14 protein-coding genes are annotated in these 22,397 nt (G+C 73.9%); 9 read left to right on the top strand and 5 right to left on the bottom strand.

The genetic code is table 11. The features are described 5' to 3' along the window. Positions 1-150 precede the first annotated feature (150 nt). Both ACIBBF_RS23620 and ACIBBF_RS23615 read left to right on the top strand, forming a co-directional pair. Positions 151-981 carry a LuxR C-terminal-related transcriptional regulator gene (locus ACIBBF_RS23620; protein ID WP_397418336.1) on the top strand — a complete coding sequence of 277 codons (831 nt, stop codon included), beginning with the start codon at positions 151-153 and terminating at the stop codon, positions 979-981. Between the two features lie 45 nt (positions 982-1,026). After that, positions 1,027-2,541, top strand: a complete 1,515-nt coding sequence (locus ACIBBF_RS23615; RefSeq protein WP_397418334.1) for a multicopper oxidase family protein — start codon at positions 1,027-1,029, stop codon at positions 2,539-2,541. Positions 2,542-2,673: 132 nt separating this feature from the next. Here the strand turns inward: ACIBBF_RS23615 and ACIBBF_RS23610 are convergent, their stop codons facing one another. Together ACIBBF_RS23610 and mptB are read right to left on the bottom strand one after the other, a co-directional pair. Beyond that, positions 2,674-4,224 (bottom strand): hypothetical protein, encoded by a 1,551-nt coding sequence (locus ACIBBF_RS23610; RefSeq protein ID WP_397418332.1) that lies wholly within the window; start codon positions 4,222-4,224, stop codon positions 2,674-2,676. Further along, entirely contained in the window at positions 4,221-5,675 is a 1,455-nt protein-coding gene (gene mptB / locus ACIBBF_RS23605) for a polyprenol phosphomannose-dependent alpha 1,6 mannosyltransferase MptB (protein WP_397418330.1), read from the bottom strand. Before mptB ends, ACIBBF_RS23610 begins: the two co-directional genes overlap by 4 nt. A 243-nt stretch (positions 5,676-5,918) precedes the next feature. Between mptB and ACIBBF_RS23600 the strand changes: the two genes are divergently transcribed. The 4 genes from ACIBBF_RS23600 to ACIBBF_RS23585 all read left to right on the top strand — a co-directional run bounded on the left by ACIBBF_RS23600 (position 5,919) and on the right by ACIBBF_RS23585 (position 12,886). Beyond that, the gene (locus ACIBBF_RS23600; RefSeq protein ID WP_397418328.1) at positions 5,919-6,704 is read left to right on the top strand and encodes a sigma factor-like helix-turn-helix DNA-binding protein; all 786 of its coding nucleotides are present in this window, start codon (positions 5,919-5,921) and stop codon (positions 6,702-6,704) included. A 198-nt stretch (positions 6,705-6,902) separates the two neighbouring features. Next, positions 6,903-8,846, top strand: coding sequence for a S1 family peptidase (locus ACIBBF_RS23595; RefSeq protein ID WP_397418326.1), 1,944 nt, complete (start codon positions 6,903-6,905; stop codon positions 8,844-8,846). Positions 8,847-8,945: 99 nt separating this feature from the next. Then, positions 8,946-9,464, top strand: coding sequence for a hypothetical protein (locus ACIBBF_RS23590; protein ID WP_397418324.1), 519 nt, complete (start codon positions 8,946-8,948; stop codon positions 9,462-9,464). Then, complete coding sequence (locus ACIBBF_RS23585) at positions 9,461-12,886, top strand: hypothetical protein (protein WP_397418322.1); 3,426 nt, start codon at positions 9,461-9,463, stop codon at positions 12,884-12,886. The genes ACIBBF_RS23590 and ACIBBF_RS23585 overlap by 4 nt, the downstream gene beginning before the upstream one ends. A gap of 165 nt (positions 12,887-13,051) precedes the next feature. On the opposite strand, the gene ACIBBF_RS23580 is transcribed toward ACIBBF_RS23585, so the two are convergent. The 3 genes from ACIBBF_RS23580 to ACIBBF_RS23570 form a co-directional block, all read right to left on the bottom strand. Next, positions 13,052-13,903: a prephenate dehydratase gene (locus ACIBBF_RS23580; protein ID WP_397418320.1), complete on the bottom strand. Its 852-nt coding sequence runs from the start codon at positions 13,901-13,903 to the stop codon at positions 13,052-13,054. 74 nt (positions 13,904-13,977) lie between these two features. Continuing rightward, entirely contained in the window at positions 13,978-17,361 is a 3,384-nt protein-coding gene (locus ACIBBF_RS23575) for a toll/interleukin-1 receptor domain-containing protein (protein WP_397418318.1), read from the bottom strand. 73 nt (positions 17,362-17,434) lie between these two features. Next, positions 17,435-18,301: a prephenate dehydrogenase gene (locus ACIBBF_RS23570; RefSeq protein WP_397418316.1), complete on the bottom strand. Its 867-nt coding sequence runs from the start codon at positions 18,299-18,301 to the stop codon at positions 17,435-17,437. Positions 18,302-18,449: 148 nt separating this feature from the next. Between ACIBBF_RS23570 and ACIBBF_RS23565 the strand changes: the two genes are divergently transcribed. From ACIBBF_RS23565 to ACIBBF_RS23555, 3 genes are read left to right on the top strand one after another with little or no spacing between them, the layout of a single operon-like run. Then, positions 18,450-19,667 carry an AI-2E family transporter gene (locus ACIBBF_RS23565; protein WP_397418314.1) on the top strand — a complete coding sequence of 406 codons (1,218 nt, stop codon included), beginning with the start codon at positions 18,450-18,452 and terminating at the stop codon, positions 19,665-19,667. Positions 19,668-19,671: 4 nt separating this feature from the next. Continuing rightward, positions 19,672-20,856 carry an AI-2E family transporter gene (locus tag ACIBBF_RS23560; RefSeq protein ID WP_397418312.1) on the top strand — a complete coding sequence of 395 codons (1,185 nt, stop codon included), beginning with the start codon at positions 19,672-19,674 and terminating at the stop codon, positions 20,854-20,856. A 12-nt stretch (positions 20,857-20,868) separates the two neighbouring features. Then, a complete protein-coding gene (locus tag ACIBBF_RS23555) occupies positions 20,869-22,263 on the top strand; it encodes a replication-associated recombination protein A (RefSeq protein WP_397418342.1) in 1,395 nt (464 codons plus the stop codon). Positions 22,264-22,397: the final 134 nt, after the last annotated feature.

Below are 22,397 nucleotides of genomic sequence, written 5' to 3'. Positions count from 1 at the left end.
GGGGGGCCCCCGGGGCGGGGGGGGGGGGCCCCCCCCGGGGGGGGCGGGGGGCCGCGGGGGGGGGGGCCGGGGCCGGGGGGGGGGGGGGCCCCGCGGGGGGGGGGGGCGCCCGCCCCCGCGACCGGCGGCCCACCGGTCATCTACCACCGGGTGCAGCTCGCGGCGATGCGCGGGCGCCGGGAGGAGGCGCTGCGGCTCTTCGAGGAGGTGACGGCGGAGGCCGGCGTCGGCGGACAGCTGGTCGCCAACGTCCACTGGGCGAGCGCGGTGCTGCACAACGGGCTGGCCGACTACCGCACGGCACTGGCGCAGGCGCGACGTGCGGTCGAGCTCGACGACCTCTTCATCGCCGGGTTCTCCCTGCCCGAGCTGGTGGAGGCGGCGGTCCGGTGCGGGGAGCAGGACACTGCCGCCGGCGCGCTGGACGACCTGGCCGACCGGACCGAGGCGAGCGGGACGACCACGGGGCTGGGCGTGGCCGCCTATGCCCGGGGCCTGGTCACGGGGACGGAGGAGCACTACCGGCAGGCCGTCGACCTCCTCGCCGACAGCCCGCTGCTCCCGTACCGGGCCAGGGCCCACCTGCTCTACGGCGAGTGGCTGCGCCGGGCGGGACGCCGGCGCGACTGCCGCCCGCACCTGCGCTCCGCGCACGAGCTGTTCGCGCAGGCCGGGATCGAGGCCTTCGCCCGGCGCGCCGCGGGCGAGCTGCGGGCCACGGGCGAGCAGGCACGGACGCGGTCGGGACACGTCCGCGACGCGCTCACCGCGCAGGAGCTGCACATCGCCCGCCTGGTGGCGACCGGCGCGACGTCGGGCGAGGTGGCCGCCCGGCTGTACATCAGCCCTCGCACGGTCGAGGCGCACCTGCGCAACATCTTCCGCAAGCTCGGGATCTCCTCGCGCCGCCAGCTGCGCGAGCACGTCGAGCCGGGCCCCGGCACCCGACCCGGCGCCCTGGGCGAGGCCCTACCTACGTAGTTCTCACCGACGCGACCACCCGCGCCGACGCGGGAAGTTCCTCCCATGGAACGACGTACTGTCCTCAAGATCGTCGGCCTCGGCCTCGGCGGCGCGCTCGTCGCCGGCGGTGGCGGCCTGGGCGTCTACTACGCGGCCGCGCGGCGCGACACGGTGGGGAAGGTCGACTTCGCGACCCCGCTGCGGATCCCGCCCCTGGCCGAGCCCACGACCGGGACGCCGGGCGCGGTGCGCTTCGCGCTCGACGTCCAGGCGGGCCGGACGCAGCTCAAGGCTGGGGCGCCCACCCGGACCTGGGGCGTCAACGGCACCTACCTCGCCCCGACGATCCGTGCCCGCCGCGGTCAGGCCGTCGAGCTGGCCGTGCACAACGGCCTGGAGGAGGCCACCTCGCTGCACTGGCACGGCATGCACCTGCCCGCCGCCATGGACGGCGGCCCGCACCAGCCTGTCGCGGCGGGCGGGACGTGGACGCCGCGGTGGACCGTGGACCAGCGGGCGGCGACGCTCTGGTACCACCCGCACGTGCACGGCTCGACCGCCGACCACACCTATCGGGGCCTGACCGGCATGTTCATCGTCGACGACCCGGTCGGCGAGGGAGCCGAGGCGCTGAACCTGCCGGCCACCTACGGCGTCGACGACGTGCCCATGATCGTCCAGGACCGGGCGTTCGACGGTGACAACCAGTTCGTCGAACGGCTGCCGCTGGCCGGATCGCTCGGCGTGATCGGCGACGAGATCCTCGTCAACGGCACGCTCGGCCCCTTCTTCGACGTCACCACGCGGCTCGTGCGGCTGCGGCTGCTCAACGCCTCCAACGCGCGGCTGTACCACTTCGGCTTCTCCGACGCCCGCCGCTTCGCGCTGGTCGGCACCGACGGCGGGCTGCTGGCCGAACCGTGGGAGACCGACCGGCTGCACCTGTCGCCCGGTGAGCGCGCGGAGATCGTCGTGGAGTTCGCGCCCGGCGAGACCGTCGACCTGCGCTCCTACCCGTCGCCGGACCTCGGTGGCACGTCCGGGCGGCTCGACGGCTTCGCCGACCGGCTGGACATCTGCCGGTTCCGCGCCGCGGGCGACCTCGCCGACGAGACGGTGCTGCCCGCGACGCTCGGCGAGGCGCCGGACCTGGACGGCGTCGCCGCGACGGCCGAGCGCTCCTTCGTGCTGGCCTCGGACCAGATCAACGGCCGGTCCATGGCGATGGACCGGATCGACTTCGGCGTCCGGGTGGGCACCGTCGAGGTGTGGGAGGTGATCAACGACAACGGCTACGTCCACAACTTCCACGTGCACGACGTGCAGTTCCAGGTGCTCACCGTCGACGGCGCCGTCCCGCCGCCCCACCTGCGGGGCTGGAAGGACACGGTCCTGCTGGTGCCGGGCAGCAGGTACCGGCTGGCGATGCGGTTCAGCGACCACACCGACCCGAACGTGCCGTACATGTACCACTGCCATCTGCTGCAGCACGAGGACGACGGGATGATGGGCCAGTTCGTGGTGCTCGACGAGGGTCAGGACATCGGTGCCGTGCCCGGCGGGCACGACCACACCTGACCGGACCGGGGCGCTGACGCCGCTCGCCTCGACGACAAGACGCCCTCACCGTGTGGAAGGGTGAGGGCGTCTCGATCCGCTGTCTCATTCGGATCCCGCCGGCGCGCGAGCGCCGGAAGCATGAACGGCATCCTACCCGGGTGTGCGGGGGATCGTGCGCACGACGGCCCGGATCGCGACGACGGAGGCGCAGACGGCCAGCCCGCCGACGACGGCCGCGAGCGCCGTCGGCTCCCCGTAGAGCCCCGGCCGGGGCGGGGTGGTCAGCTCCGCGACCAGCCAGCTCACCAGGTCCGCCGTCGCGACCACGCCCCAGAGCGGCACGAGGACCTGGGGGTGCCGGGCCAGCCCGGCGGCCACGCCGAGGAAGACCGGGAGCGCCACGGGGAGCAGGTAGCGCGGGTACGCGCCCCCGCTGGCGGCCGTGTACAGCACCTGCACCGACACGGAGACGGCCACGGCGGCCCAGGGGAGCAGCGTGACGAGCAGCCGGTCCACGGGCCGCTCGACGTCGGCGGCGCCGGCGGGCACGGGGTGGGTGGGCGCAGGGCGGGCGGGCACAGGGTGGGCGGGCACGGCGCCGTCGACCTCCGGGAGGACGGCCCGCGGGGCCGGGGCGGTGCGGCCGGCGAGCGCCCCGCCCCGGAGCCGCCGCAGCACCGGGGCCACGTGGGGCAGCAGCGCGATGACCAGCGGGGTCCACAGGAGCAGCAGCGTGGTGAGCGTGAGGGTCGTCGCCGAGTAGGGCGTGGCTGGGGGCACGCGGCCGGCCCACCAGAAGAGGTCGGGCAGCCGCGCCCAGATGACCGGGTCGAGCACCACCTCCCACACGGGCCGCACCTCGCGGACCTGGTTGGCCAGTGCCCAGTCGAAGTGCGACCCCTGGATGTTCCCGGTCAGGGCCAGGTTGCGCGCGTAGAACCAGCCCGCGGCGGCCAGCACCGTGGCCGGGGCGCCGACGGCGAGGCCCACGACCGGGGCCCACCGTCCGCGGCCCTGGGCGGCCCGCACCGACCCCGCCAGCACGACGAACGCCGTGATGACCGTCGCGATGATCGCGGCCGACAGCCGGGACAGCGAGCAGACCGCGGCCAGCAGGCACAGCAGCACGACGAGCCGTGTGCCCGGCCCGCGTCGGATCGCCGTCGCGCCCACGCCGAACATGGTGGTCACGCAGAGGGCGGCGACCAGGTCGTTGAAGGCGTTCCCGCCCGCGTGGGCGACCGCGGCCGCGAGGGCGGCCACCAGGGCCACCAGCCGGGGCAGCACGCTCCCGGGGTGGCAGATCCGGCCCGCGCTCCACCAGGCCACGAGCACGAACAGTCCCGCCAGCAGCGTGTTCACGGCCCGCGCGGCGTAGACGGCAGCCACGGGGTGCCCGGCGTCGGCCAGGGGACCGACGAACGGTGCGACGAGCACGTAGTAGAGCGGCGGGTGCTGCGCCGTCCACTGGACGGGGGCCAGGCGGGCGCCGTCGGGCCGCAGCTCCAGCCCCTCCTCGAAGACGGGCAGCTCGCCGTGCCACACCTGGTAGGCGTAGTCCGTGTGCGGGGGCTCGTCCCCGGTGACGTAGGGCGGGTCGGTGAGCAGCACGGTGCCCGAGAGCAGCAGCGCCGCGAGGACGGCGGCGCCGACCGCCGCGCGGCGCGGGTCTGCGAGGAACCGTGCGAGAGCGCCGGTCACGGGACCTTGACCAGGCCGGCCTCGGCGATGGTGCGCACCCGCTCGCGGCCGTGCCGGGTGAGCAGGAGCACCGCCACCAGGGCCGCGACGGTGAGCGCGCCGCCCACGACGGCCAGGTAGGCCCCGTGCAGCGAGGAGTCCAGCGGCGCCACGAGACCGGCGAGCACGCAGACGGCGACGAGCGCGGCCGTGCCCGCACGCCCCAGCCGGAGTGCCGCGAGGAACGGCACGAGCCAGAGCAGGTACCACAGGTGCACCACGGGGCTGAGCAGGAGCGTGGCGCCCACGAGCACGGCGGCGCCACGCACCGCGCCGGGTGGGTCACCGGTGGGCCGGCGCAGCACCGTCCAGCCGGCCAGCGCGACGAGCGCGACCATCGCGAGCGTCCGGACCAGGTCCCGGAACACGGTCGGCTCCAGGCCGGTCCCGAGCGTCGCGGACGCCCAGTCGAGCACCCGTCCCACCTGCGTGGGCGCCGAGAGCAGCGTGTCGATGCTCGCGGGGACGCCGAGCGCGTCGACCCAGCCGACGCCGAGGCCCCACAGCAGGCCGGTGCCCACCAGGGCACCCACCGACACGGCCGCGACGAGTGCCGTGCGGCGCAGCCGGTCCACGAGGAGGGCTCCGGCTGGGAGCGAGACCAGGACCACGAGCACGCAGACCAGCCCGCCGGGCAGCTTCACCGCCGCGGCCAGGCCCCCGAGCACGGCCCCGGCCACCCACCCGCGCTCGACGGTGGCCACGAGCGCCGCGGCCATCAGGCCCACCATGAGCAGGTCGTTGTGCAGCCCGCCGACGCCGTTGGCGACCATCAGCGGAGAGGCGAGCGCGACGGCGGAGGCGAGCGCGGGGCCGGCGCCGGTCCACGCGGCCATCCGTGGCACGGCCCAGGCCAGCAGGACCAGGCCGATCAGGGCCACCATCCGGTGGCCCACCACGAGCGCCCACGGGTTGCCGGTGAGGCCGGCGCCCAGGTCCCCGAAGATCAGCGGCAGCGGGCCGTAGGGTGCGGGCGTGGCCATCCAGCGAGGGTCCACGGCCTCGACGATCGGGCCGGTCAGCACCCCCGGGCCGTGCTCGTACGGCGACACCCCGACCTGGACCAGCATCCCCTGCGCGGCGTACGACCAGCCGTCGCGGGAGAAGAGCGGGGGAGCGGGCAGCAGCGGCACGGACCACAGCAGCGCGGCCCGCCGGACCAGGCCGAGGGCGACGTCCTGGGCCGCTCCGTCACCGGCGCCGGCGACGGACCGGCACAGGGCCAGCCAGGCGTGGGCGAGCAGGCCGAGCCCGACCAGGACGACGGCCAGACCCACCATCCGCCCGGCGGTGTGCTCACGCAGGACGGCGAGCTGCTCGCCGCCCAGGATCGGTACGGACCGCGGCAGCGGGGAGACCACCAGTCCGCCGAGCAGGACCAGCACGCTTCCGAGGACGCCACGGGTCAGCACGCTCGAGAACCTAGGGGCGCAGGGGTACGGGCCGTCGACCAGCACGAGAACGTCATGACAACGTGGGGTGTCCGCTCCGCGAACAGGTTTCGTGGCGGAGACCGGGGTTTTGCTGTGGCCCGTGACGGTGGCCGCCGATAATGGGACCGTGTCCGTGGTGATCGTGGGAGGAAGCCCTTCCCCGGTCGATGTCGAGGGAGATGCATGATGGGTGTCGTCGCGGCAGCGAGTGCGGGTGGAGATGTGCCCGAGTCCTTGAACCTGGACTTCTCGGCGTTCGGGCACGAGGGCGGGTTCACGCGGCCCTTTCGCCTCCGGGTGAACGACGCGTTGACGCGCCTGCAGGTCGAACGGGCCAGGGTGGTGGACGCGATGGAGCGGGGCCAGCGCGTCGCCGCACGGTACTTCGGGCGCGGTGCGCAGGAGATCAACGTGGCGATGGCCAAGGCGGCGGGGACCTGGCGCGTCCTGGAGTCGATCCGCAGTTCCGGGACGGTCGAGCAGCTCTCGGTCAGCCTGCCGAACAACACCTACCACATGGAGCGCGGCCTGCGGATGATCAGCGTGTGGCACCGTCTGGGCCTCGATGCCGACGTCCGCCTCATGCTCGCCGGTGAGGATCCCTCGGCGTACTTCTTCAGCTACGCGCCGGTCCCACTGAAGATCATCGACCGACGCAGCGTGCTCCTGGACGGGCCGAACGTCGGTGGCGAGATGACCGTGATCGACGTCGAGGACCAGGCGTGCCTTGCGGCGGCCCGCGGGTACTGGGACGCGGTGGTCAGCGGCATGTATCCCTGCGACGGTGAGACGGCGGCTCTGGCGGACCTGACCGTACGGCAGCGCCGCGTCATCGCCCTGATGCTGACCAGCTCGTCGGACGACGAGATCTCCCGGAAGCTCGGGGTGAGCGTGCGGACCGTGCGCACGGAGATCGCCCTGGTCCTCAGCATGCTGGAGGCGCCCAACCGGTTCGTGGCCGGGGTGCGCCTGCGCGAGCGCCTGGGCATCGGGCCGCTCGGCGGCTGACGGCGCACCGCAGCGGGAGCCGGGGCCCGGCGAAACTTCACCCGGTCGCCCGCGCCGCCGTCCCGGTTCGTGACGCGTGCGTTGCAGGTTGCTGCAACGCACCGCCCGCCGCCCCGTGCATCCTCTGCTCCGGCGATGCGTCGGCATCGTGCCTGCTCGGACGTGTCCGCAGCGGGTTCCCCGGGACCGAGGAAGACAATGAGACCGAAGATTCCCGCGCGCGGGCCGGGTGCTGGTGTCGCGCACAGGCTGAGGAAGACGTTCAGGACGGCGACGGTGGTGGCGTCCGCGCTCGCGCTGGCCGTGACCGCCGCAGCGCCGGCGGGCGCGGTCGTCGGCGCTTCGGCGGACCACGGGTTCGCGGTCCGGCTGGAGATCGGGACCGGTGACAGCGCCCGGGCCTGCAGCGGTGCGCTGGTCTCACCGGGCTGGGTGCTGACGGCCGCGAGCTGCTTCGAGGCGACGCCGGGCGCCGGCGACCCGCCCTCGGGCAAGCCCGCGCAGCCGGTGACGGCGACCGTCGGACGCCCGGACCTGGCCACGACGGCCGGCGCCGTCCGGACGGTGGTCGAGCTGGTGCCGCACGAGTCCCGTGACCTGATGATGGTCCGGCTGGAGACGCCCGTGGCGGGTGTGACGCCCGTGACCCTCGGCGTGACCGCTCCTGCCCCGGGCAACACGTTCACCGCGCTCGGCTACGGGCGCACGGCCACCGAGTGGGCGCCGCTGCACCTGAAGTCCGGGGTGTTCGCCGTCGACGCCGTGACCGGCGGCGACGTCGCGCTGACCGGGCAGGCCGGCGCAGCGGTCTGCGCCGGGGACGCCGGCGGTCCCGTGCTGCGCACCGTGCCCGGGGAGACCTCGTTGGTGGCGGTGAGCACCCGGTCCTGGCAGGCCGGGTGCTTCGGCGCGGACCCCGCCGAGACGCGGACCGGGGCCGTGGCCACGATGGTCACCGACGTACGTGCCTGGGCCCTGGACCTGGTGGCGAACCACTACCCGGTCACGTGGTCGGCCGCGCACAGCACCTCCACCGTCCACCAGAACAACTCCTCGGTCGCCGTCTCGCACAACGGCACCTGGACGGCGGTGGTGTGGACCGGGGACGACGGCGCGGACCCGGCCGACGACCTGCACGCCCGGGTCTGGCTGAAGGTCTACCAGAACGGCGTCACCAAGTTCACGAAGGCCGTCACGGTCTACGACCAGCCGACGAACTGGAGGTTCCGGCACCCCGACGTCGGCATCCGGAACGACGGCACGGCGATCGTGGCGTTCATGGCCGACTACGACGGGGACGGGACGTCCGAGGCGCGCGTGAAGTCGTTCGACTCCGCCGGCACCCAGAACGGCGACCAGGACGTCAACTCCGCCATGACCCGGCAGATGATCACGCCGCGGATCGCCATCGACCCCGACGGCCTCGGCTTCGCCGTCGCCTACGAGTACGGCTACTACGGGTCCACGGACTCCAACACGGTGCGGGTGGCCTACTTCAACAGCGTGGGCTCCGGCATGGCCTGGGACAAGCAGGTCAGCACCAACGGCAGCAGCCGCAACCCCGACGTCGCCATGGGCGCGAACGGCAACGCGATCGTCGCCTGGGACCGGGACTACAACGTGAACGGCGACGTGGACGTCGCGGTGCGTGGCTTCGCCCCGAGCGGGGCCGAGGTGCTGCCCGGCTACGTGGTCAACACCAACCGGACGGGCGTGCAGAACGACGTGAGCATCGCGGCCAACTATGACGGGCACTTCGCCGTGGCCTGGCACACCGACGAGAACGGGACCGACCAGGTGGCGTTCCGGTCGTTCACCGCGGGCGGTACGCCCGGGCCGGTCACGATGTCGTCGCTCCGCGCGGCACAGCCCAGGGTGGGTGTCGACGGCCAGCGTCGCGTGGTCCTGGCGACGCGTGCCAGCGGCGACGTGCTCGTCCAAGGCTTCGCCGCGGACGGCGCGACCGCCGACACGCTCCCGGTGGTGACGGCGACACCGAGCGCTGACAGCAGCTTCTACGTCAACCCGGAGATCGCCGTCGGCGCCACCGGGAAGATCACGCTGACGTACAGCAAGACCGTCACCAGCACCGGATTCAAGAACATCCAGGTCGGCACCGGCCTGGCCAGCGGGCGCTGGTAGGCGCCCTCCCCGTCCCCGGGTGGTGCGGCGTGACCAGTCTCCGCCGCACCACCCGGACCCAGACCTCTTGTCCCGCACTTGACCCGCAAGGAGAGACACATGAACGTCACGATGATCCGGTCCGTGCCACGGGCCGTGGCCGGGGCGCTGGCCGCCGCCGCGGTGGCGGCCGGAGCCCTGTTCGCCTTCTCGGTGAACGCCGACGCCACCCAGACAGGGATCGCGGCCGACGAGCTGCCGCCGTCGGCGGTGGAGGACTTCAACTACCCCGGTGCCGATCGAGTGCTCGCCGAGTACGGCTTCGAGGTCAAGCGCGGAGACGGGCACATCGTCGTCGCGGACTGCGCGACGGAGGACGTGCTGCGGATCAGCACGTATGGCGACGGCTACAAGTGCTTCCGGACCACCGGCGACTCGGGATGGCTCACCGTCGCCATCGCGAGGGCCAACGGCGTGCGCACCAACAGTGCCACCAGCACCCATCTCGAGCTGACGTCGGAGGCCGGGGACGAGCAGGTCTACGACCTCGGTGCGAACGACTGGGAGGCGATCGGGTCCTCCGACTCGGAGTCGGGCGGCGCGGACTTCACGCTCCTCGAGATCCGGGTGACGCGATGAACGGCGGCGCGCTGCCGATGAACCGGCGGCAGGTGCTGACCCTGTTCGCGGGGATCGCGGTCGTCGGCTCGCTGCCCACGTGCACCGCGACGGCTCGCGCCGCGTACGGCGCGACGCTGGACACTCTGCCCGCTGACTCCGGGCTCCCCGACACCGAACGGGGCCGGGTCGTGTGGGCGTACAAGACGGGCGGCCGGCTGGTCCGCTCCGGTGCGGCAGCGGCGCTCCTCGGGTCGTCTTCCGACCTCACCGCGTTCCTCGCCGACGGGCTGCCGGCCGCACAGGCCGAGGACGAGCGCGCCGCGATGCTCTCTGCCCTCGACTACTCGGGCCGGGTGACGCGGGCAGCGATCGGCGAAGCGCTCGATGCCGGTGACTCGGCCGTGTCGGCGTTCCTGACCGGCGGGTTCGCGACCGCGGTCCAGGAGGATCTCCGGGCGATGACCCTGGCGGTGCTCGATGTGGGCGGGACCGTCGTCGCGCGACGGGCCGCCGAGGCACTGGAGGCCGGCACGAGTGACGCGCTGCGCGCGTTTCTCGACGACGGTCAGTTCACGGCCCAGGACGAGGACGACCGGGCGCAGGTGTTCAGGATCCTCTCGGACGCGTCTCCTCAGGTGGCGGTCTACGCTGAGCGCGCACTGGACGACGGCTCCCCGGAGGCGATCCAGTCGTTCCTGGAGTCCGGCCAGCACATCGCCCGGGCGCTCGACGAGGAGGCCGCTACGATCGCCCACCTCGTGGGGATCGTCGAGGACGAGCAGAAGCGTGCCGCCCGGTACACCAAGCATGCGGTCCTGATGTCCGAGAAGGCGGAGGCGTCTGCCGCGGCGACGAAGGCCGCCGCGCTCGAGGCCAAGGCGGAGGCGGAGGCGGCCGAGTCCGACGTCCGGGCGGCCGCCCGGGCCGCGGCGAAGGCGGCGAAGGCGGCCCGGGGCGCCGCCGAGGCATCATCGATCGCTGTCGGCGCATCCCGGACTGCGCAGTCAGCGGCCCGGCGTGCGGCGAGCGCCGCCCAGTCCGCGGCGGCCTACGCGGCATCGGCAGGACAGGCAGCCGCCAACGCGTACCGTGCGGCGATCGCGGCGTCCGCCGACCGGAGCCTGGCGTCCGCCGCCCGCGAGGCGGCCCAGAAGGCCAACGAGTGGGCAAGCTACGCCGCGGAGGCCGACAGCGCCGCTGTCCTCGCCGAGTCGGCGGCGGGAGAGGCCAGCGCGGCGGGTGCGGCCGCGGCCCGTGCGGCCGGCAACGCGGCGGATGCAGCGCTCGCCTCGCGCGACGCGGCCATCGCCGCCGGTGCTGCCCAGGCAGAGGTGGCCGAGGCCCGGCAGGCGGCCGCCGAGGCCACGGCGGCGGCTGCCCTCGCCACCCGTGCGGCGAGCACCGCGCAGCGGCTGGCGGACCGCGCCAAGGACGCGGCACGGCAGGCGCGCATTCGCGCACGGTCCGCAGCCGAGCACTGTGTCGCCGCGGCGGCCGCCGCGGCGGAGGCGGCTGATCACGCGTGGGACTCGGCGCAGTTCGCCCAGCGGTCGCAGGCGGCCGCCGACGCCGCCGTCACAGCAGCCACGGCGGCGGTCGAGGCCGTCGAGCAGGCGCAGGCCGTGGAAGCCGCTGCCCGCGAGGCGGAGGTCGAACGGCTCGCGGTCGACAAGGAGGCGGCCGTCACGATTGCCCGGGTCAGCGCGCAGGCCGAGGCAAAGGTCATCGAGCTCGCGCGACTCGAGCAGACGCGGGAGTCCGAGTACTCCGAGGAGGTGCTGGCGCTCATCGCAACGGCCGAGGAGGCCCTGGGGGCTGGTTCCGCCGACGAGGCGGTACGCACCGCGCGCGAGGCCCTGGTGAAGATCGTCGACCCCACCGCGACTCCAGCGGCGTGGACCCGTGCCGCCGCGGAGTATGCGCTCGCTGGGACCGACGACGACGTGCTCCACTGGGTCTCGGTGGACCGGAGCGTCGCGCAGGCCCACGACGACAAGATGACGATCGCCGGCATCGGCGAGACGTCGACCGAGGCCGTCCGGTCCGCCGCGCTGGCCGTGCTCCAGGAAGACGACCCGGACACCGCGCGGTCCTTCATCGAACGGGGCGTGGTGCAGGCTGCCGCCGAGGACAACCGGGCGCGGATCCTTGAGGTCCTCGGTACGGCACCGGGGCCCGCGGTGCGGGGCGCCCTGGAGGCGGCGCTGGACGACGGCTCGCCGGAGGCCCTCAAGGCGTTCTTCACGACGGACCTGCCGGAGGCCATCCGTGCCGACGACACTGCCGAGACCTTCCGGATCCTCGACTCCGGCGGCATGTACGCCCAGGCGGCGGCGGAAGTGGCTCTGGAGGGCACGCATGCGACGCGACGGCGTTTCGTCGCCAGCATGCAGTTCCAGGCGGCGCTGCTGGACCACGATCGCGAGACCCACGTCAACGCGATCCGGGCGGCGATCAACCGGGCGGCTGACCTCGCGAACACCGCTATGCGGGACGCCGCCAAGGCATGCCAGGCGGCTCGGATCGCCAACAACGCCCAGGAGGAGGCCCAGCAGTGGGCGCAGCGGGCGGACGAGTCCTACCAGGCTGCTCGCACGGCCAAGGCAGAGGCCCGGCGGTTCGCCGACCTGGCGACGCAGTCGGCGGCGGCCGCCGAGGAGTCGGCGGCCACGGCGACTGCCGCCGCGGCCACGGCCCGCGCGGCCAGCACGGCGGCGAACAGCTCGGTCCTGCGGGCGATGCGCTCCGCCGGGCGGGCGACCGCCTACGCGTGGTCGGCCCGGGCCTCGGCGACGAGCGCCCACGCGGACGCCGTCGCCGCGGGTCAGGACGCCGAGGCGGCCGCGGTGGCAGCGCGTGACGCCTGGCACACGGTGTACTCCCTCATGACCACCGAGCTCACCGACGCGCTGACCGGTACGCAGCCCGAGCCCGGCGACAGCGCCGACCCGTTCGGCATCATCCCTGAGGACGTCCGCAACCCGAGGGACTGGGCCTACGTCACCGACAACGTCAGCGCGACGGCGGGCGGCTACAGCTACTGGCTCGCCTGGGTCCCGCCAGTCGGCTTCCTGGCACCGGCGGCAGCGATCGGGTCCGCACTGGGCACCATCTCCACGATAGCCGGGCTCGGCAAGATCATTGCTCAAGCGCAGTACACGGACTACCACAGCGCCGCGATGCAGCAGGAGATCGGCAACTGGGCCATAGGTCTGCACCTGGGCCAGCTCGCCTACCCGTTCAGCGCGGGGAGCATGCTGACCGGTGATCCGGCGAGGGGTAGGTGGCGTTCGGCGTTCAAGACCCTGACGGGCTGGGACTTCGACGTCGAGAGCCCCATACCTGATCTCACCTCGAAGGAAGAGGAACGCCGCGCCGGGGAGAAGGTGATCCGCGCCTACGACGAGATCACTGGCTTCCTCCGCGAGCTCGTGAACTGACCAGCGCCGTCCTCCGCGCTCTCGTACCAGGGGCTGGATCCGCGGTCTTCCGCGGGTCCAGCCGTCGGCTCGGGGTGGGGCGCCGAGGCCGTGAGGCTCGGCGGCGGGACCCGGTGCTCGTCGCGGCCGGGTGCCGGGCCGTCCTCGCACGCTGCGGCCAGAGGCTCACGCCCCGGCGCTCGCCAGCCGGGCAGGGACGCCCGGGGTGCCGTCCGGCCCGGACGGCTTGGTCTGCTCCAGCCGCCCGAGCAGCGACACCGCCGTCGAGTGCGACCCGAGCATCTCGGTGAGCTTCCCCTCGCGCTCCGCGTCGACGTCGGCCACGAACAGCAGGAAGACGTAGTCGGAGGTCCCGCGCACGGGTCGCGCGACGATGTTCTCCAGGTTGCACCCCAGGTCGGCGAACGGCGCCAGCAGCGCGGCGAGGCTGCCTGGCTCGTTCCGTGCGGGCAGCGCGGCAAAGACGCTGGTCCACCGTTCGGCACCGGGCGTGCGGTCCTCGCGCGCCACCAGGCCGAAGTGCGTGGTGGCGCCGGCCCCGTCCTCGACCCGGGTGGCGATGGTGGCCACGGGGTAGAGCTCGGCGCAGACGGGCGCGGCGATCGCGATCTCGCCGGGCGCGAGCGAGGCACACGCCTCCGCCGTGGACGACGCCGCGCGCGTGGGCACGCCGAGCGACGCGACGTAGCCCGCGCACTGCGCCAGCGCGTGCGGGTGCGAGACCACGACCTCGGGGACGACGTCGGCCGACAGCGCATACGCGTCGAACGTCACCCGGACGAGCGTGTCGGCCACGATCCGGCTCCGTGTGGTGCCCAGGAGGGCGTCCCAGGTGGGCAGCACGACGCCGTTGACGGTGTTGTCCACGGGCACGACGGCACCCTCCAGCGTGCCGTCCTCCACCCGCGCGATCGCCTGGGCCTGCGTGGCCAGCGGTGTCAGGTCGCCGCCCGGGCAGAGCTGCCGGGCGGCTGCGTGCGTGAACGTCCCCTCGGGGCCGAGATAGCCGATGGCCACGGGTCCTCCTCGTGCTCGTGCGGTACATGGTGCCGGGTCGTGCGGTGTCGGGTCGGCCTGGTGGGCAACGCCGGTCAGCGGCGCGCGCCCTGGGCCATCAGGAACTGCTCCTGCAAGGGGCTCAGGCCCTGCGCGCCCGTGATCCGCATCCACCGGCAGTCGATCCGCTGGTTCCGGTCGGCCGCGAGGTCGAGACTGCTCCGCTCGGCCCAGTCCCTGGTGTCCCAGACCTTCACGGTGCGGTCGAAGCTGCCGCTGACCAGGGCGTCCCCGGAGTGGCTGAACGCCAGGTTCCAGACGGCCGCGGTGTGCGCCTCCAGGACCCGGAGCAGGGTGGGCCGTCCGTCCGACGGCACCTCCCAGAGGCGGACGACGCCGTCGGAGTCGCCGCTGGCCAGGAGCCGGCCGTCGGGGCTGAACGCGACGGACCAGACGATGGTCTCGTGCCCCGCGAGCGTCTCGCGGGCGGCGCGGGCGGCCACGTCCCAGAGGCGGACGGTGCCGTCGTTGCTGGCCGAGGCGACCATGTGGCTGGCGGGGTGCCAGGCGACGCCGTTGACCAGTGCCTCGTGCCCGCCCAGGAGCTCGACCCCGGTGAGCTGGGGGCCGTCGATCGGGTCACGGCGCAGCTCCCACAGGCCGACCGTGTCGTCGAAGCTGCCGGTCGCGAGCCGCCGCCCGTCCGGGGACGCACCGATGGAGTAGACGGTTCTCGCGTGCGCGCGCGACGACCACCGCTCGGCGCCGTCGGCCAGCGACCAGGCCTTGACCTGGTGGTCGCTGCCGGCGGTGAAGACGTACCCGCCCCGGGGATCGAACGCGACGTCGTAGACCGTGGCGGTGTGCCCGGTCAGGACGTGGGCCGGCACGTCCCCGGGTCTGCGGGAGCGAGGGCCGCCGTCGGTCCCGGCAAGGTGCCAGACGGCCACGGTGCGGTCGAAGCTGCCCGCCGCCACCAGGTGCCCGTCCGGGCTGATCTCGACGCTGGTCAGGGAGTCGGCGGGGCCGCGCAGCCGGGTCCGCACGGCGCCGTCGGCGTCCAGGAGGGCCACGGTGTTGTCACCGACGGTGACCGCGCGTGCACCGTCCGGACCGGTGGCGACGCCCTTGCCCGGCGAGCGGACGCCGAGGATGAGGTCGGCGAACCGTGCGCCGGTGAAGTCGGCGCGCACGAGGCGGGCGTCGGTGACGTTGAGGGACTCCAGGACCGAGCCGGCGAACGTGGCCCGTTCCAGGTTGTCGCCCGAGACGTCGGCGCCCTTGATGACCAACCCGGAGAAGTCGCCGCGCCGCAGCGAGAAACCCTGCACGTGCAGCAGCGACAGCACGTTGCCGGCCGTGTACCCGTCGTCGCCGTGCGCCCGCACGTGGTCGAGGTGGTCGTACAGGCGTTGCGGGTCGAGGTCCATGTCCGCCAGGAACGCGACGATCTCCGGGGACAGCGTCCGGGTGGCCAGCACGTCGAACCGGCTCTCCGCCAGCTCGGTGACCACGTGGTCGGCGACGAAGTACTCCAGGAACGACTTGTGGGCGAAGCGGTAGCGTCCCTGCGCGTCGCGCAGCAGGTAGGTCTGGGTGGTCAGGTCGGCCTCGACGGCCTCCTGGAACCCGGGCAGCCGCACCAGGTTCTCGGCGGCCACCAGCGCGGTCACGTCCTCGGGCAGCACCTCGAGCGTGTCGCGCACGAACATGTTCCATGCGAGGCGCTGCATGAGGCGCTTGCGGTCCGCGGGGCCGACGGCGCGGGGGCGGCCGCCGCCGATCTCCTCGATCCACCGGCGCGTGTACTCCTCGTACAGCGCGGCGAGCGTGGCGCGGGTGCGTCCCCGGCCGCGCAGGGCCGGGAGGATCTCCAGCACCATGTTCAGCACGAACGGCCGCCGGACCAGGTCGAGCAGCCCGTAGGTGCCCTCGATGACGGTCCACCGGCTCGGCCAGTCGGCGGGGTGGCGGGCCTTGACCAGGTCCAGGATCTGGGAGCGGCTGAAGTCGCGCAGGTACAGGATGTCGAAGCGCCGCGCCGGGTCGCCGAGGATCGCCCCGGCCTCCTCGTCCACGTCGCGGAACGAGTTGATCCGGGAGGTGACGACCATCTTGCTCTCGCGCCCGGCGAGCGTGCGGAGCCGGTCGAAGGCCTCCTTGACGGTCTCGTCGGCGGCGCGGGGCATCTCGTCGAAGCCGTCGCACAGCAGGAGCAGCAGGCCCTGGTCGTTCAGCTCCTCCAGCACGGCGGCCACGGGCCGCGGGATGCCGTGCCGCGCGCAGAAGCTCTCGAAGAATCCCAGCGCCGACCAGTCCGACCGTCCGGCGGCGTCCTGCTTCGGCGGTGGCACCTCCCGGAGCGGCACCAGGACCGGCAGCCGGGCCTCGGCAAGGACGCGGTCGGCGTCGAGCCGGCCGAGCTGCTCGTGGGCGAGCTCCAGGCAGAACCAGCTCTTGCCGCTGCCGAAGTCGCCCAGCAGCGCGAGCTGCGTGCCGCTGCGGTCGCGGCGCCACTTGTCCACGGTGGTGCTCAGCGAGGATCGGGCCGAACGGGCGATCTCCGCGCCGTCGGCCTGCCGCTCCGACTTGGCCGCGGACAGGTCGACGAACGAGTCGGCCACCCGGGCGATGCTCGCGCCGTAGGTCTCGCGCAGCCAGGTGACGTAGGGGTCGAGCGGTGCCAGCGTGCGCACGAGGTCGTGCAGGGTCAGCACCCGGGTGCCGGGCACGGGCGGCAGCGACCGGAGCGCGTCGGGATCCGTGCGGTCGTCCACCACCAGGACGGCGCGCCCGGCACCGGCGGCCTCGGCGGCCGCAGGCAGCCCGGTGAGGTCCGCGACCCGCGGTTCGCTCGTGGTGCAGGCGACCAGGACCGCGCCGCCGGTGTCGTCCCCGGGCCGGTGCCAGCCGCCGGATCCGGGTGACCCGCTCGCCACGAACCACGGTCCGGCCACGCCGGCCGACCGGATCGCCGACGTCGCCAGGCCCGCGGCGCCGAGCAGGGCCCGCACGCGGTTCGCGAGGTGGACCGACGGGCCGTCCCAGGCGCCGTCGCTCGTCGCCTCCTCGATCGCGGCGCCGAGCCACGCGAGGCCGGGACCGCTCGCGGTCTCGGCGTTGAGGTGCGCGAGGCGGGCCAGGGAGGGCGGGAGGTCCTCGGCCCGGGGCACGGCCGCGCCGTCGACCAGCACCGGGATCACCTTCTTGCCCAGGTCGAGCGCGAGCTCCACCTCCCGGCGCACGTAGTCGTCCGGTGCGGTGATACGGCCGCCCGCCGCCCAGCGCGGCCCGATGAGCGCCAGGACGACGTCGGACCGCCGGATGCTCTCCCACAGCACGGGCGGGAAGTCGGCGCCGGGCGGGATGGCCTCGTCGTCGAGGAACACGACGTGGTTCAGCGATCGGAGGTACTCGTGGTACCGGACGCTCTCCTGGCGGGTGTCGTCGTGCCGGTACGAGACGAAGATCGTGGTCAACTCTTCCTGCCTTCACTCTGCACGCCCGCTCCGCTGGTCGCGGGGGCATCGGTGGTGCCGGGGACGGATCAGGTCAGGGCTGCTCGAAGAGCGACCTCCAGCGCTGCGCGGCGTCGGTCAGGAGGGCGCGCAGCGCGGCCTCGTCGCCGTCGGCCACCTGGTCGGCGACCACCTCGACCGCGCGGGCGTACTCGCGCAGGGTGCTCGCGACGTGGCCGGAGTTGGTCACCAGCACGTCGACCCACATGTCGAGGCCCTCGGTCGCCTTGCGCGTGCTCTCGCGGAAGCCGCCGGCCGGGAGCCGCGTCAGGAGCGGGTCCGGGTCGTCGGCGGCCAGGGCGAGCAGCGGCACCGGGAGCATGCGGGGCAGGTGGCTCACGACGGCGACCAGCCGGTCGTGCCGCTCCGGGTCCAGCACCTCGACCCGTGCGCCGATGCGCTCCAGCAGGCCGGTGCACCAGTGCAGCGCGGCCGGGTCGGTACGCGGCGTCGGGGTCAGGAGGAACACCCGGCCGTCGTAGACCACGGCGTCGGGCTCGGTGACGCCCGCGGTGGCCGGACCCGTCATCGGGTGGCCCCCGAGCGGGATCACGCCCTCGGGCAGGAGCTCGTCCATGGCGGCCGTCACCGCGTGCTTGGTGGAGCCGATGTCCAGGACGACCGTCCCCGGCCGCAGCACCTCGCCGAGCTCGGTGAGGTAGGTGATGATCCGCTGCACGGGCGTGCACAGCACCAGGAGGTCCGCGTCGGCGGCGAGGGCGGCGGCGCTGCCGGCCACCTCGTCGACGAGGCCGGCGTCCAGGGCGCGCCCAGCGGCGTCCGGCTCGCTGTCGTACCCGACCACGCGCTCGAAGTCCCCGGTGCGGCGCAGCGCCGCCGCGAGCGACGCGCCCATGAACCCGAGGCCGACCACGCCGGCCGTCTTGTTGCCTTGCGTCACGGGGGTGCTCCTCGTGGTCGTCGTGGGTGCGCGATGGGGGTGCGGCTGCGACGAGTGTGGCGGTGCCCGGGGGAGTTGTCGAGCGAACCGGCGTACCGCTAACGTCCGCCTGGACAATTCGCCCAAATACAAGATCGGGAGCAAGGCGATGACGGCTGACGCGCCGACGGTAGCGCCGACGACTGCGGCCCAGCCGCCGACCACCCCGCAGGTCACGGCCCCGGGCTCCGCCACTCCGGCCCACACGGCGGTGCGGCCGTCCACGTTCGGTACCCCGTGGCTGCGCTCCACGGGCGACCTGGCCTGGCGGCTGGTGGGCGTGCTGGTCGCGGTGGCGGCCGTCTTCTACGTGATCAGCCTCGTGCAGGTCGTCTTCGTCGCCCTGTTCCTCGCGCTCGTGTTCACCACCGTGCTGCTGCCGCTCGGCGACTTCTACGACCGCGCCATGCCCCGCGGGCTGGCCATGGCAGCGTCGCTGCTGACCGCAGTGCTCGCCGTCGGCGCGCTCGTGACCTACGTGGTCACCTCCGTCACCAGCCGGTGGGAGGAGCTCGCCACCGAGTTCGGCACCGGCCTGACCGATCTCGCCGGGCTCGTCTCGGGCGTCCCCGTCCTGGCGGGCCTGGGCGGCCCCGACCAGTGGCTGGCCGACGGCGGCGCCTGGCTCCAGGCCAACGCCGGCGACTACGCGGGCACCGCCGCCGAGAGCGCCGGGACCATCGGCGAGGGCGCGACCGCCGTCGTGCTCGCCATCTTCTGCACCGTCTTCTTCCTGACTCAGGGCGGGGCCATGTGGCGCTGGGCGCTCGGCTTCGTGCCCGCCGAGCGGCACGACCGCTGGGAGGCCGCCGCGCTCGCCGGTTGGAACGCGTTCTCCGGCTTCACCCGCGGCATGTTCTTCGTCGCCCTTGCCGACGGCGTCATCGCCGGCATCTTCCTGTCCGTCGTGGGCGTGCCGCTGGCGCTGCCGCTGTCGGTCGTCGTGTTCCTCGGCGCCTTCGTGCCGATGATCGGCCCGGTCGCCGCCATCGTCGTCAGCGTGCTCGTCGCGCTGGCTGCCAAGGGCCCCGTGCTCGCGCTCGTGGTGCTCATCGGCATGGTCGTCGTCGCGCAGATCGACGCGAACGTGCTCCAGCCGCTGATCACCGGCAAGCAGGTGTCGCTGCACCCCGTCGTGATGGCTCTCGTCGTGGCCGCCGGGTCGGTCCTGGGCGGGCTGCTCGGTGCCGTCGTCGCCGTCCCGCTCACCGGCGTGGCCTGGGCGGTGTTCAGCACGCTCCGCGCGACCGCACCGGCGGCACCGGCGGCACCGGGCGAGGCCGCCGGGGCGGCACAGGGCGCGCCGTCCGCGGATGAGGCAGACTGACTCGGTGCCCGACCCTGCACCACGAACCGACGTCGCGCACCACGCGTCGCCGTACGACTCCGCACCGCCGCCCTGGCTGCGCACCGCCGCCGGGTGGTCGTGGCGCCTGATCCTGGTCGTCGCCGGGGTCGCCCTGGTGTTCTGGGCGGTCACGCAGGTGCTCATCGTCTTCGTGGCAGTGTTCCTGGCGCTGGTCTTCACCGCGGTGCTCAACCCGCTCACCGACCTCTACTCCCGGGTCATGCCTCGTGCCCTGGCGACCGCCGGCGCGATCCTGTCCGGCATCCTCGTCATCGGCGGGCTCCTGACCTACGTGGTCGTGTCGGTCGCAGGCCAGTGGGAACGGCTCGCGGGGGAGTTCAACACCGGCATCGACCAGATCGTCGACCTGATCGAGAACAACCCCTTCCCGGTCAACGTCGAGGTGGACACCCGCGACCAGTGGATCGACGACGCCGCCAACTGGATCCAGGAGAACTCCCAGACCCTCGTGAGCCGCGCCGCCGAGAGCGCCGGCTCGATCGTCGAGGGGGTCGCGGTGCTCGTGCTCGCGATCTTCTGCACCGTCTTCTTCCTGGCCTCGGGCGGCGCCATGTGGCGCTGGTTCGTCTCCCAGGTGCCCGCCCGCACCCGCACCCGGTGGCGCGACGCCGCGGGCGTCGGCTGGTACACCTTCTCCGGCTACACCCGCGGCACCGTGCTCGTGGCCATCAGCAACGGCATCCTCGCCGGCATCTTCCTGTCGATCCTCGGCGTGCCGCTCGCGGCACCCCTGGCCGTGCTCGTGTTCATCGGCACCTTCATCCCGCTGGTCGGCGCGCCGCTGGCGATGATCATCGCCGCCGTCGTGGCGCTCGCGGCGGACGGGCTGCTGACCGCGCTCATCGTCACGCTCGGCATCGCCGGGATCGGACAGCTCGAAGGGCACGTGCTGCAGCCGCTCATCATGGGCAAGCAGGTGTCCCTGCACCCCGTGGTGGTCGCCCTCGGCGTCACGAGCGGCACGGTCGTGGGCGGCATCCTCGGTGCGATCGTCGCCGTCCCGCTCATCGCGGTGGCCTGGGCGGTGTTCAGCACGCTGCGCAAGCCGCCGGACCCGATGCTCCCGGCGGACGAGGACGGCGCCGGCCCGGTGCAGGACGCCCCGCCCGGCGACCCCGAGCCACGGGATGTCGGTGGTCCTCCGTAGGCTGAGGGCATGGTGGATCTGTTCGACGCCGCGACGACCGACACCGCGGGCACCCCCGCGCCCCGGGCGTCGTCGCCCCTTGCCGTGCGGATGCGCCCGGCCTCGATCGACGAGATAGCCGGACAGGGGCACCTGCTGGAGCCGGGGTCGCCCCTGCGCAGGCTCATCGAACCCGGGGGGAACGGGCGCACGGCCCCGTCCTCGGTGATCCTCTGGGGGCCGCCCGGCACGGGCAAGACCACGCTGGCCTACCTCGTGGCCACCGTCTCGGGCCGCCGCTTCGTGGAGCTCAGCGCCGTCACTGCCGGCGTCAAGGACGTACGCCAGGTGGTCGAGGACGCGCGGCGCCGGCTGGCGACGGGCGGCGACGAGACGGTGCTGTTCGTCGACGAGGTGCACCGCTTCTCCAAGTCGCAGCAGGACGCGCTGCTGCCCAGCGTCGAGAACCGCTGGGTCACCCTCGTGGCGGCCACCACCGAGAACCCGAGCTTCTCCGTCAACTCGCCGCTGCTGTCCCGCTCCCTGCTGCTCACGCTCAAGCCGCTGGAGACCGAGCACGTCCGCGCGCTCGTCCGCCGCGCCGTGACCGACGAGCGCGGCCTGGGCGGGTCGGTCGAGCTCGACGACGAGGCCACCGAGCACCTCCTGCGCCTGGCCGGCGGCGACGCCCGCAAGGCGCTCACGATCCTGGAGGCGGCCGCCGGCGCCGTCCTGTCCGACGGCCCGGCGGACGGGGGTGCGCCCGGCGAGGGTGACGTCCCGCGCGTCGGCCTGGCCGACGTCGAGCGCGCCGTCGACGTGGCCGCCGTCCGCTACGACCGGGACGGCGACCAGCACTACGACGTCATCTCGGCCTTCATCAAGTCCATCCGCGGCTCGGACGTCGACGCCGCGCTGCACTACCTGGCCCGGATGGTCGCCGCAGGGGAGGACCCGCGGTTCATCGCCCGGCGCCTGGTCATCTCCGCCGCGGAGGACATCGGCATGGCCGACCCCTCCGCGCTGCAGACGGCGGTCGCCGCGGCCCAGGCCGTGCAGCTCATCGGCATGCCCGAGGGGCGCATCGTGCTCGCCGAGGCCGTGGTGCACCTGGCCACGGCGCCCAAGTCGAACGCCGCCTACCTCGGGGTCGACGCGGCGCTCGCGGACGTGCGCGCGGGCAAGGTGGGCACCGTGCCGCAGCACCTGCGCGACGCGCACTACGCCGGTGCCAAGAAGATGGGCCACGGCGAGGGCTACCGGTACGCCCACGACTGGCCGCACGGCGTGGCCCCGCAGCAGTACCTGCCGGACGTGCTGGCGGGCTCGCGCTACTACGACCCGAGCGACCGCGGCTACGAGCGGCAGGTGTCGGAGCGCCTCGAGCGGATCCGGGGGATCCTGGGCAGCGAGGACGAGCGGCGGTGACGACGCCCTCGGGACCAGCCCGGGGGACGGTGACGGGGCGCACGGCGGGCACAGGCGCTGACGTGCGGTAAGATTCTCGGGTTGCCTATGGCAGCCCCTGGGACCTCGGCCCCGTGATCGTGGCGTTCGCCGCG

The sequence above is a fragment of the Promicromonospora sp. NPDC050880 genome (assembly GCF_044456525.1).
Lineage (GTDB): Bacteria > Actinomycetota > Actinomycetes > Actinomycetales > Cellulomonadaceae > Promicromonospora.
The sequence above is the reverse complement of the archived record's forward strand: the minus strand, read 5'-3'. Positions and strand labels throughout refer to the sequence as shown.

Bases quoted from the DNA above. Each gene is read 5' to 3' on its own strand.
- ACIBBF_RS23565 (WP_397418314.1), top strand. From the start codon at position 18,450: ATGACGGCTGACGCGCCGACGGTAGCGCCGACGACTGCGGCCCAGCCG.
- ACIBBF_RS23590 (WP_397418324.1), top strand. From the start codon at position 8,946: ATGAACGTCACGATGATCCGGTCCGTGCCACGGGCCGTGGCCGGGGCG.
- ACIBBF_RS23585 (WP_397418322.1), top strand. From the start codon at position 9,461: ATGAACGGCGGCGCGCTGCCGATGAACCGGCGGCAGGTGCTGACCCTG.
- ACIBBF_RS23615 (WP_397418334.1), top strand. From the start codon at position 1,027: ATGGAACGACGTACTGTCCTCAAGATCGTCGGCCTCGGCCTCGGCGGC.
- ACIBBF_RS23595 (WP_397418326.1), top strand. From the start codon at position 6,903: ATGAGACCGAAGATTCCCGCGCGCGGGCCGGGTGCTGGTGTCGCGCAC.